This is a genomic window from Dolichospermum heterosporum TAC447 (assembly GCF_024584745.1).
Lineage (GTDB): Bacteria > Cyanobacteriota > Cyanobacteriia > Cyanobacteriales > Nostocaceae > Dolichospermum > Dolichospermum heterosporum.
In genome coordinates this window covers 3,614,534-3,626,572 of record NZ_CP099464.1, presented here as the reverse complement: position 1 = coordinate 3,626,572, position 12,039 = coordinate 3,614,534, and the positions used below count along the sequence as shown (strand labels likewise).

Here is a 12,039-nt window from a genome sequence, read left to right as displayed (position 1 = left end):
ACCCGTGTTTTTTATATCTTATGAGTAAATATTAGTCAATGATAACTAGAATAACAACTAATCATTAAATATGGACATTGCTGAACTGAGGTATAAAAATCAAACATTCTATTTCTCAAACTCTTACTCTCTACGACTCTGCGCCTCTTCGTGTTAGCGAAGCGGGGCGAAGCCTGAAAAATCATACCTTCACCCACCAAAGCCCAAAATTCGGCGTTGCTGATTAAGGGTATGAATTTTAGTCTCACGGCAAATCAGTATAACAGCAAATACAGGATATCAAAGATACATTATGATTATTCTTGATTTTCATTGCTTTGGGTAAAATTTACCTGTTCATATATTTCACTTAAAGCAATCTGAAAATCTATAGTTTGTAATGTTAAAATGTCTGATTCCGATTCTAACTCTGTGAATATCCATTTACCATCATTTGTTTTCACATATTGCATGACATGATATTGATATTGATTGATTAAAATATATTCTTTAAATTCAGGTATAGAACGATAATACATGAATTTATCACTTTGGTCATAATTACTAGTTGATTTAGATGAAACTTCAGCAATTAATAAAGGATTCATCACAGTGGTAGTATTTTCAGTAGCATAAATAGGTTCTCCTTGAATTATCATCACATCAGGGTATGTATGTTGACGATAACGCGGTATCCACAAGCGGACATCACCAATATAAACGGCATAGTTTTTCTTTCTTAATCCGTATTTTAAGGAAGCTGCGAAATTAAGAGCTATTTTATTATGATTTGTTGTTCCTCCAGTCATAGCTATAATTTCTCCATCCCGATATTCGCTTTTATACTCTGCTTGTTCTTCGAGTTCTAGGTATTCTTCTGGTGTGTAGTATCTTGTTTGTGTTCGCATAATATCAACACAGAGTTAATAATTGTGATATTAATAAGATTCTATCATGATCTAATTTTGTGACGGTTCAGCAGTTCTAAACCCCTACTTGTCTTCTTGCATACTTCTGACAATTTTTGTGACAAGTTTTCTAGGAATAAACCTCACACATTTTGACATCATTTTATTCATAAACCCAGGAATAACAATTGTCTTTCCTCTCATTAACGCATCATAGCCCATCTGAGCCACAGTTTCCGCATCCATCATATTTTTCCCCTTCAGCATTTTAGAATCTGCCATGCCGGTTCTTTCATGAAAAGCAGATGCAGTTGAACCTGGACAAAGAACTGTGACGGTGACACCTGTACCTTCTAATTCATTAGCGATCGCTTCTGAAAATGATAGAATATAGGCTTTAGTGGCAAAATACACTGCCATTAACGGACCTGGTTGAAATGCAGCCGCAGAAGCAACATTTAATATCTTGCCATGACCTTGTTTAACCATTTCTTTGAGAAACAACTTAGTTAAATGGGTCAGACAAACTAAATTTACTTGCAACATTTCTAATTCAGTCTTGAGATTAGTTTCATTAAATAACCCATAAGTCCCAAACCCAGCATTATTTACCAGAATATCAACTTTAATACCAGATTCTTGTAATTCTGTGAAAATTTCTTCAGGAGATATAGATATAGATAAATCTTTAATAATAGGTTTAACAGAAATTCTAAACTCTTCTGCAAAATCCACAGCTATTTTTGTGATTTTTTCTTCTAGTCTATCTACCAAGACTAGATTATAATTATTATGAGCAAAAATACGAGCTAATTGATAACCGATACCATTAGCTGCACCCGTAATCAAAACTGTTCCCTGACACTTTATGTTCATTTTAAGAAAGTTGAGTTAGCTGAAATTGGCACTGACGAATTCTGCCAATATCCCTATATTATAACAAATTCAAATAAAGCTGCATATAATTAATATTTCCAGAATAATTGACCGCAGATGAACGCGGATAAACTCTGGATTTAATAATTATGTGCAGCTTCACCTAAAATTGATATTAAGCAAGACTTAGGAAACCAGTTTGTACTAAGTAAGATGTATAAATCATCAACAATTGAGAATCAATGGGAGGACAAAGAATGGAACTGCCTTTTAGTGCTGCTAGAGTTTCTTCGCAACTGATAATTGGTCTTCTTGCTTGTAAATATAAATCAGGAATGGTGATTTGTTCATCAGACCAACGTTCTAGTAAAAATGGACGCAAAGTATATAAAGGATTGTCTTGAGATGTGACATTATTAATTAACTCTGCTTGCCACTCTTCATAAGGAATCATCTTCAGTGAAAATCCAAAAGAACGCACCCAATCAACTAAAGATTTTAAAGAAGCAGGTTGAGGATGTTGTAAATGGAAAGCTTTACCTACAGATGTTTCTTGTCGAGAAAGATAAACAACAGATTTGCTCACATAATCAACTGGAGACATATCTAACATATAATCTACATCAGGGAAAGAACCCATTTGCAGACAACCTTTAATCATCAAATTGATGAAATCATGGGTATTGCAAATTCCGGTTTGGCTATCTCCAGAAATTAAAGGAGGTCTATGAATAGTGATAGGTAATCCTCGACTACCAGCAATTTTCACTAATTTTTCTGCCACCCATTTAGTTTGGGAATAACCGAGGAAAATACCTTCCCAATCATGAAAATCATCATCTTCTTTAACTAACTTACCAGCATAAGCACTGGATTCAAAAACAGCCACACTAGAAACATAATGCAATGGCTTAACCTTAGTTTGACAAGCCAAACGCAAAACTTCTTGTGTACCCAAAACATTCGCTGTTTTTAATGCTGAGTAAGGATAAACATAATTCAGTAAAGCTGCACTATGATAAATAGCATCAATATTAGCAGCTAGATTTTGAAATTGTTCTGCATTAATTCCTAAATGTGGCTGTGCTAAATCCCCAATAATGGGAATAATTCTGCCACTATAATGATCTTGCCAAATGCCATATTGTTGCAAATTATTTTCTAATTTGCTTTTACCTGCTTCTACATTATCAGCACGGACTAAACAATAAAGATTTGCGTCCGATACTTCTAGTAATTCCTTGATAATAAAAGCACCTAAATAACCCGTTCCCCCGGTTAAAAAGATGTTTTTAGGGTTAGTAACAGAAACAGCAGTGCCTATGGGTTGAATAGTGGGGTCTAGAACAGCTTCCGCAGCCAAATCTAGAAGAGGAGGAGCAAAACTAACAGGGGAATTTGTGCTTGAACCTGCATCTTGTAGCTGAGAACCATCACTAGATTCTTCTGACAATCGTTGGGAAAGTGCCGCAATATTAGGATAATGCCAAAGTAAAATAGGAGAAGGTTTAAAACCTAGTAATTCCTCTAATTTACTAATGATCATCATGGCTTGAGCAGAATCCAAACCATAATTTTCTAAGTTTTCATCAACATCAATTTCTGCGGTTTCAACTCCGACAACTTCCGCGAGATGGGAAACTAGAAATGATTGAATACTTTCAGAAGTACAAGACTGTTTTAAACTCATTTTTACTTCTCCAATGTAGAAGGAATTGGTTGATATTGACTGTAATAAGTAGGCATTTGTAAACCCTGCATTTTTAAACTGTGACTACGATATAAAAATGCTGTCCCCCTCATAATTTGGTCAGCAACATCAACAACATGACGCTGATTATATTCTGACAAATATGAACCACGCACCCAGTCATTGAAACCACCCATAGCTGGACCACACCATATTTGATAATCAACTTCCCGACCTTTTTCACCAGTGCTAGACCACCGAGAAGATAATCCCAAATACCAACGAAAGATTACAGCCATTTTCAATTTAGGATTATTAACAGCTTTACCCAATTTTTCAGGATTTTTTTGGGATAAATATGCCGCTGCACCTTCCCAAACTTCCGCAAGACTTTTACGGAAAATTTGTTTTTCTAGCTTCTCTTTTTCTGCTGAGGGAATCTGTTCAATAGAGTCGTAAGTGCGATACAATTCATATAGTTTTTGCGCTCGCATGGGAAACATTGTCCCCCGTTTGAGAACTTGTAATTTGACTCCCATTTCAAACATATCGGCTGCGGGAGCCATTGTCATATCTGCCATTTCTGCTTGTGCTAACAACTTTTTAGTATGTTCACAAGCGCCAGATTCCACACAAGATTGATTAATTGAACCAGTCACTATATAAGCAGCACCCATCATAAAACCAGCTAAAGCTGCTTCTGGTGTACCAATGCCTCCAGCCACGCCAATTCTAATAGGAACTGAGTAATTATATTGCCCTTGAATTTCATCTCTGAGGGCAATAATTGAAGGTAATAAACATACTAAAGGACGATTATCTGTATGACCACCAGAATCAGCCTCAACGGTAATATCATCAGCCATTGGCACTTGTCTAGCCAAATTAGCTTGCAATTCGGTAATTAGTCCTTGCTGAAGTAACTCTTTGAGAATTCGTTCCGGTGCTGGTTGTAAAAATTTAGTGGCAACTTCTCGACGGGAAACTTTAGCTATTACCTTATTTCGGATATCAATTTGATTAGCTGCATTTAATCTTAACCCAGCAACTCGATAATAAACGATATTAGGAGTTAAGTCTAAAAATGCTGATGCTTCTACAGTTCTGACACCATATTTCAGATATAAATCTACAGCGCGGCGTTCAATAGCTGGTTCGTTAGGACTGTGAATTAAATTGAAAGCATAAGGACCACTAGGTAACGCTTCTTGAATAGTATTAATCGCAGTTTCTAAGCGTTCTGGAAGTAAACCACCTGCACCAAAAGAACTTAAAATTTTCTCTTTTCCGAGTGCAATTACCATTTCTTCAGAAGCAATACCCCCAGCCATTGCTCCTGTCATATAGGCATATTTTACACCATAAGCGGCGAGAAAACTAGGGTCGCCAAGTTGTTGTAAACGTAGGGGAGGGAGTGATATTAAAAGTTCTGCTTGTCCAGATAAAGCATTATCAGCAGATGATAAATAACCATCATTAGTAGCACCGATTTTCCCAGCTATTTTAATAATATAACAAGGTTTATCTGATGTTAATAGTTTATCTTTGATAGCACTTTTTTCAAAGCTAACACAATCTAATGAACCCTTCCAAATTTGGTTTTGGTGATTACAGGTGAAAAAACCCAGTCCATTATCATGTTTACTTAGTACCGTCTCGATTGTTGTCACGGTAATTATTCCTCAATTTATAAGCAAAGGATGTGAAATGAAGAATCTAGCTCACGCAGAGGCGCAGAGGCGCAGAGAAAGAACATTACATCTCAGTGTAATTTTCAGTCCATTTCTGAACACAGTTCAGTTAAGCATTTTTTCTTCCCTCTGTGTCCTCTGTGCCTCTGTGGTTAGTTAAAAAAGAGTTTTACACTTAACACTAAGTGAATTATTTCTCTTCCTTGAGTAAGTTTTGAGCGCAAGCTAGTTGCAATTGAATAATTTCGCTCATTTGCTGACTAAAATCCTGTCTAGCTGCTAAGAAGTTTGTGTGAGTTTTAGTTAATTTGGCAGTATTGTTACTCAAGTTTTGATACTGAGCTTTTTTTAAATCATTCATGCTAATTTTTTCACCAGATTCTTGATTTATGTTTGGCTTTAAGATTTTTGTTGACTCAAAGAATTTTAGTTTCTTTGACAATTCCAAACCGTTCTCCATGATCGTTTTTATGGTATTTTTTTGTAGCTTTGGTTGGGGTTTGGGGTAAATCTCTGTGGGTGCTATTTTCTCGGATGTCTGTAGAGAATTAATGATTTTATACTCTGGCTGAGTAGAAATTGTTTGCTTTTGGTTATTAGCAAAAATTTGGCGATTTTCTGCATTTAAAATTGCAGCAGTCATGGAACTACCACCTAATGTAACTTTCCTCAGTGCAGCTTTTTTTTGTTGAGTGTTTTCTGAGAATAGGTTATATAAAGGAGCTAGATTCAACTTGACTTGATGACTTAATAGTTTTGCTAATGCTTTAATTAGGGAACTATGGTCATCTGTACCGCGTCGGTTTAGGGATACGGTAAGATGTTCTTGATTAGCTAAATTTTTATCTATCCAGCGTGAACAAATACCACCAGCGCCGGCTTCAATAAATATTTTTGCCCCGTCACCATAAACGCGATTAACCAAGCGGGGGAAGTCGAGTTGTTGACATAACCCTGTAGCAATATTGTGAGCAATTTCTTGGCTATCAAGTTCAATTGATTGATATTCAGCCGCAGAATAAAACTTAATTCCGGGTATTTTTTGCGCTGGTATAGTGTATAATTTTTCCAATTCTTGAGATTCTGATTGCATTGCTTGACAATGAATTACATGATCAAAAGGAGCAGGAAAGGAATTACAACCCAGGGTTTTAATTACTCGTTCACACGCGGCTGGTTCTCCGGCAATTAATACTTCTTCTGCTGTATTAATCTGTGTCAAATAAACGTGAGGTTCATTTTTTAAACATTCTCTAACTTGGGCTGAACTAGCCATGAGAACGTAGTTAGCCCATAACTTATTTTCTGGAACTATGTCAGTTTTTGGTAGTCCCCAATACTCACGGACAGCATTTTTAGGACCAGATAATCTATCTCCAAATAAAGCTGATGAATTAAATGTGTGACTGACTTCATAAAAATTGCTCCATACTCCTTGAGCAACCATCATGCTAGTTTCACCTAAGCTATATCCGAAAATATATTTAGGTTTAATTTGGAAATCCTCAGTAATAATTGTGGAGATTAATCTGGTAAAAAGCACTTCTGCTTCAAACATTGCCAGAGAATCATCTAACAATTTTTTTTCTAGAATTTCTAATTGTCGAGTTGACAATTTACTCAAACTTCTCGGAAATACCAATTTTTCAACATCCGCAGCCCGTTCGTCAAGACTTTTGATAATCACATCATCTAAGACTTTAGGAAATAAACGGAAAAGACTCCGACCAATACCCAGGTAAGTATTAACAGCAGCGGGATAAACAAAGGCAATTTCTCCATCTTTACCCAGGGGTTTGGGTGTGAAATAACTACCTATGGGAGTTTGCCAATCTTTACCATTTGCAAAGGCATTAGTTACACCTTTTTTCGCAGAATTAATTTCTTTAATTAATTCTTTTTTGTTGCGTCCAGTTAGGGAAAGTGTATATTTGCTGTCAGAATTTTGTTGAAATTTAACAAAGGTTTGACTCGCAATATTTTTGAGAGAATCAGCATTTTCAATTGTTGCTTGCAAATGATCCAATGCTGCTAATAAGCTAGATTGATCATCTGCGGCAATGGGTAATAAATGCAAAGGTCTGGATTCTAAATATTTGCTAGTGCGTTCTGGTTGTTGGGTTTCTTCTGATAAGATGATATGGGCAAAAGAACCGTCGCAACCAATACTATTAATCGCAGAAATTCGAGATTTGACTTCTTTTTGCAAAAACCAGGGTCTCGATTCTGTGGCAACATAGAAAGGACTACCTTCCCATACTTGCGGTGTTTTCACACCAGACCAATTAGGAGTTCCGGGAATATATCTGTGATAAATACTCAGTGCAGTTTTAATTAAACTGGCAATTCCAGAGGCAACGAAGGTATGACCAATATTAGATTTAACGCTACCTATAGCGCAGTGTAAACCATCTCCTACTGAGGGATAAGCTTGAAGGATACCGTTAATTTCGGCTTCGTCTTCTGCGGGGATACCACTAGCGCAGACTTCTAAGTAATTAACTTTTGTGGGTTCAATGCCGGCTTGTTGAAAAGCTTGTTGACATACTTGAGTAATGGTATGGCTATCTACAGCCATTGAGGAAGATTGACCAATGCTAATACCATCAATTACTGCATAGATACGTTGATTATTTGCTAACGCTGTATCATGACGTTTAAGAACAACTGCACCTGCACCTTCTCCCACATTCCAACCATTAGCTTTTTCGTCAAAACTTAAGGTATTGACTCCTGTATTAATTTTGCCAAATTGACTTCGCAATAAGACATTTTCTACACCCCCTGCTAAGTCAACAGCACCCACAACTACAGCATCTACTTCATGGGTATCTAGCAGCATTTGCGCTAATTCTAAGGCTTTGAAAGCGGCTGTTTCGACGGCGCTAATCGTAAAGGATGGACCAGAGAAATTCCATAAGGAGGAAATCCGACTAGCCATAATATTAGTAACGTGACTGAGATATTCACTAAGTTCAACTTGATTGTGAATACTATCTTGAACTATGCCTTCTAATTGATTGATCTTTTCTGGTGATAAAACAATTTCTGCACCATTTAAACCATCTTTAATTTGCCAAGGTAAATTCCATCTTTGCTGGAGTTGGTGTACAGATAATTCTGTATCTGCGGCAATAATTACCGCTACGTTGCTATTAGGTAAAATTCCCGCATCTTTGAGGGCGTGGTCAGCAACTCTTAATAATAAAAGTTGTTGAGAGTTGATTTTTTCAACTTCATTAGGAGGAATTTTGTACGCTAAAGTATCAACTTCAAAATTATCAATATACGCTCCTTGGGGGACTTTTCCAGCTTCTAACCCATACTCTCGCAGTAAAGTTTCTTGTTCATTAATACCATGCCATCTTGATTCTGGCAGAGGAATAAAATGCTGTTTTCCATCGTAAATGCTGCTCTCAAAGGCATCTAATTCTTGACATTCTCCAAAAAAGGCATCCATGCCCACAATTGCCATTTTTGCAGTCTTATGTTGCTGAATATTCATTTGCTTACTTCCCCTGTTCTAGAATAATATGAGAGTTTGTTCCACCAAAACCAAATGCACTTAAAGCTACTATTTTAGTTCCTTGACTTGGCCATTTAGTCGGAGTTCTGACAATGTTTTGTGGAGAGATAACATTATTTTCAGAACCTATGGGTTGAGTCACATGAATAGTTGGAGGAATAACGCCATGAGACATACTTAAAATTGTCTTGGTTATACCTACCATGCCGGCAGCAACTAGTAAATGACCAACATTTGTTTTTGTTGAGCCTACTAATGGTGCTGCTTTATATGGACTAAAAAAGCCTTCAATTGAGTTACATTCGGTGGTATCTCCCAATAGAGTACCGGTGGCATGGCACTCTAAATAATCAATAGTTTGGGGGTTAAGTTTAGCTTCTGAATAAGCTCTTTGATATGCCAGAGTTTGCCCTTGAGGATTAGGACTGAGGAGATGTTTTCCTTTACCATCATTAGATAGTCCATTACCACAAATTGTTGCCAGAATCTTGTCACCATCTCTAACAGCATCACTATATCTTTTGAGCATTACCATTCCTGTGCCTTCGGAGGTAATTAACCCGCGTGATAACTTATCTAGTGGACGACTAATGCCATTATCTGGATATCCTTGAATACCGGAAAATAACATTCTCACAAATAATGGATCTGCACAACTAATTGCACCAGCTAACATCAAATCAGTTTTGCCAGATTGCAAATAATGAGATGCTAATTTAATGGCATAAAATGATGATGAACAAGCAGCATCTATACAGAAATGAGTTGCAGATAAAGAAAAGGCTTGGGAAACTATAGCAGCGGGTAAACCAGAAACCATAGCATTGTATGGAGAGACTTTTTTAGAGATTGATAAACCGCCTAAACGAAAGTCTTTTTCCTGTAATAGTTCACTAATTGCAGGTTGAATATTTTGCTGATAAATAGGAGCAAATAGACTATTGGAAGCTTTGGTAGGAAATCCTAAAGTTCCTAAGACTACGCCACATTTTGCAAGTGCAGTTTGATTTCCCAGATAGCCACTTTGAACAATAGCTTGTTTAGCGGCGTATAATGACCATTTAAAGGTATTATCTAAGCTTTCCAGAAATGCCGGAGGTAAGTTATACTCATTAACATCAAATTTAAAGTCGCGGATAAATCCACCCTTTTGAAAGTAGAACTTTTCCGGTTTACCTTTATTTGGATCGTAGAATATAGCGGGATCTATTCCCAAATCCGCTACACTTATAGATGATGTGGAATCCTTTTCTGCTGTGAGATTCTGCCAAAATTCTTCAGGATTATTAGCATCGGGAAATAGGCAAGATAACCCGATAATAGCGATTTTTTCCACTTTTGAAATCCTCATTGGGGGATGAGGGAAAGAGATATTGTTTACTCTGTTCCCTATGTTATTTAGGATTTACGCGATTCCCCAATGTTTATGGATTTATGGACGCAGGAAGATAATTAAGAGAAATGAACCACAAAGGTACGAAGAACACGAAGAAGGAAGAGAAGAAGAAGGAAGAAAGAAGACAATAGAAAATTATATTTCTCTAGGACTTACTCTCTGCGACTCTGCGACTCTGCGTGAAATAAATTCATATTCACCAAAAACAAAAGTCGTATGTTTCTATTGTTTATTTAACATTTTCATTGGCCAAATTACTGCTTTTGCTTCTAGGATTCGTGAATAGATTTTGCCTTGATGATCATGAATAATGAAGTTGACTGTTGCACCTGTATCGGTTTTGGCGATGATTTCACAGGAGACGTAAAAGGGGACGTTAAATGGTACTGCTAAAAATTGTTCACAGTATGTTAATTGTCCGGGTAAACAAACTTCTTTATGGATGTAATTTAACCATAACCATAATGTTTGGGTACTCAAATCAATTATGTAAGGGTTGTGCCAATTGACGGGAAATTGTCCTTGTTCTTTGGCTGTGATTTCTTGCCAACAACATTCGGCTGTGAGTTTTTTGGGACTAATATTTAAAACTTTGGTAATTTTCTGGAATGCTGGTCCATGAAATAGGGATAAGTCACCATTTTGATAAAACTCTCTGGCTGTATTAGTGACTATATTATCTTCTCTGAGATCCATTTCTTGATAAATGGGTGCTTCTGGCATATTTTTTACCAGTCTTATCAAAGAACTAAAGTGATAATGAGTTTTACCTTCGGGGGTTTTGCTCAATATTTTGGTTTGAAATTCAACAAAATCGCCATCAACTTTAGCAACTTCTTTGAGTTCTAGAATATGTTCGTTTGCTAGGGTAGAATTAAAGGTGATTCCTTTGAGAACTTTAAAATCTTGGCAACTCAAATATCTATAACCTGGATAGATTTCTTCACAGCCATTAACCATCCATGATTTAGCACAGGTTGCTGGTAAAACGGGTGAATCTGCAATTGTATGATCGTGCAGAAAGGGGTTTTCTGCTAATATCATTTTTCTGCGAATCCGATAGCTGCGAAGTTCTGAAATTAAAGGAGCAGGTGATAGTTTCATGGGACTGCCAATCACTACTTGAGAATCATTAGTATAGGCAGGATGTAGTTCATTAACTAACATTTGTGTACCAACTTCTACGGGAATAATACTAATTCCTCGTTCTGTAAATGCCTTTTTTAATTGTGGTGTCACCATGCCACTATCCCAACCACCCCAGTTAATTGCGACTACATGACAATTGGGGTTATATTGTTTCATTAAGTGGGCTGATTTACTGAGAATTTCGTTAGCGATCGCATAATCACTTTGACCAATATTACCATAAAATCCAGTCACGGACGAAAACAATACTAAATGTTGTAATTGCTGAGGATTAACACAATTGAGGAGATTTTCTAAACCCTGAACTTTAGCAGTATAAACTTTCTCAAAATCATCTTCTGTCTTTTTTTCAATTAACTTATCGGCTAAGTTACCAGCACCGTGAATAATGCCAGTAATTTGACCAACTTTATCAGAAACTTCTTGTAACTTAGCTTGCAGATTTACAGTATCGGTGACATCAACACTGATATATTCAGCCGTTCCTCCTGTCGCTTCAATAGCTGCTAAAGTCCTCTTAATTTCCCGACTAGAATTAATTTGATTAAATATCTTTTGTACCATCATGGGTGTTGGTTTCTCACCTTGAGAAATCAAATTTTCCATAATGCGCTTTTTCAAAGCAGAATCTTCCAAACAATCACGAACATATTCGGGTTCTGTGATAATTTCCGAACGACCTAAAAGAATAAACTTACAACGTTGTTGTTGAGCTAACTTAATAGTACATTGAGCAGTGATTCCCTTCGCGCCACCACTGACAACAAAAACAGAAGATGGACTAACTTGAACAGTTGCAATCATAACTATGATTTATGAGATTT

At 36.6% G+C, this 12,039-nt stretch carries 7 protein-coding genes; all 7 read right to left on the bottom strand.

Translation table 11 applies throughout. The features are described 5' to 3' along the window. Positions 1-296 precede the first annotated feature (296 nt). The 7 genes from NG743_RS16205 to NG743_RS16175 all read right to left on the bottom strand — a co-directional run bounded on the left by NG743_RS16205 (position 297) and on the right by NG743_RS16175 (position 12,019). A complete protein-coding gene (locus NG743_RS16205) occupies positions 297-887 on the bottom strand; it encodes a Uma2 family endonuclease (protein ID WP_027403736.1) in 591 nt (196 codons plus the stop codon). 84 nt (positions 888-971) lie between these two features. After that, complete coding sequence (locus NG743_RS16200) at positions 972-1,763, bottom strand: SDR family NAD(P)-dependent oxidoreductase (RefSeq protein WP_027403735.1); 792 nt, start codon at positions 1,761-1,763, stop codon at positions 972-974. 175 nt (positions 1,764-1,938) lie between these two features. Further along, positions 1,939-3,453: a thioester reductase domain-containing protein gene (locus NG743_RS16195; RefSeq protein WP_027403734.1), complete on the bottom strand. Its 1,515-nt coding sequence runs from the start codon at positions 3,451-3,453 to the stop codon at positions 1,939-1,941. A gap of 2 nt (positions 3,454-3,455) precedes the next feature. Beyond that, positions 3,456-5,123, bottom strand: a complete 1,668-nt coding sequence (locus NG743_RS16190) for a PfaD family polyunsaturated fatty acid/polyketide biosynthesis protein (protein WP_027403733.1) — start codon at positions 5,121-5,123, stop codon at positions 3,456-3,458. 211 nt (positions 5,124-5,334) lie between these two features. Further along, on the bottom strand, positions 5,335-8,649 hold the full coding sequence (locus NG743_RS16185; RefSeq protein ID WP_257120439.1) for a PfaB family protein: 3,315 nt from the start codon (positions 8,647-8,649) through the stop codon (positions 5,335-5,337). A 4-nt stretch (positions 8,650-8,653) separates the two neighbouring features. Continuing rightward, positions 8,654-10,006 (bottom strand): beta-ketoacyl [acyl carrier protein] synthase domain-containing protein, encoded by a 1,353-nt coding sequence (locus tag NG743_RS16180; protein WP_257120437.1) that lies wholly within the window; start codon positions 10,004-10,006, stop codon positions 8,654-8,656. A gap of 282 nt (positions 10,007-10,288) precedes the next feature. Further along, positions 10,289-12,019: an SDR family NAD(P)-dependent oxidoreductase gene (locus NG743_RS16175; RefSeq protein WP_257120436.1), complete on the bottom strand. Its 1,731-nt coding sequence runs from the start codon at positions 12,017-12,019 to the stop codon at positions 10,289-10,291. Positions 12,020-12,039: the final 20 nt, after the last annotated feature.

What these genes read in the sequence shown, in the direction of transcription:
- NG743_RS16175 (WP_257120436.1), bottom strand. Translation starts at nt 12,019, where the DNA reads ATGATTGCAACTGTTCAAGTTAGTCCATCTTCTGTTTTTGTTGTCAGT.
- NG743_RS16195 (WP_027403734.1), bottom strand. Translation starts at nt 3,453, where the DNA reads ATGAGTTTAAAACAGTCTTGTACTTCTGAAAGTATTCAATCATTTCTA.
- NG743_RS16205 (WP_027403736.1), bottom strand. Translation starts at nt 887, where the DNA reads ATGCGAACACAAACAAGATACTACACACCAGAAGAATACCTAGAACTC.
- NG743_RS16200 (WP_027403735.1), bottom strand. Translation starts at nt 1,763, where the DNA reads ATGAACATAAAGTGTCAGGGAACAGTTTTGATTACGGGTGCAGCTAAT.
- NG743_RS16185 (WP_257120439.1), bottom strand. Translation starts at nt 8,649, where the DNA reads ATGAATATTCAGCAACATAAGACTGCAAAAATGGCAATTGTGGGCATG.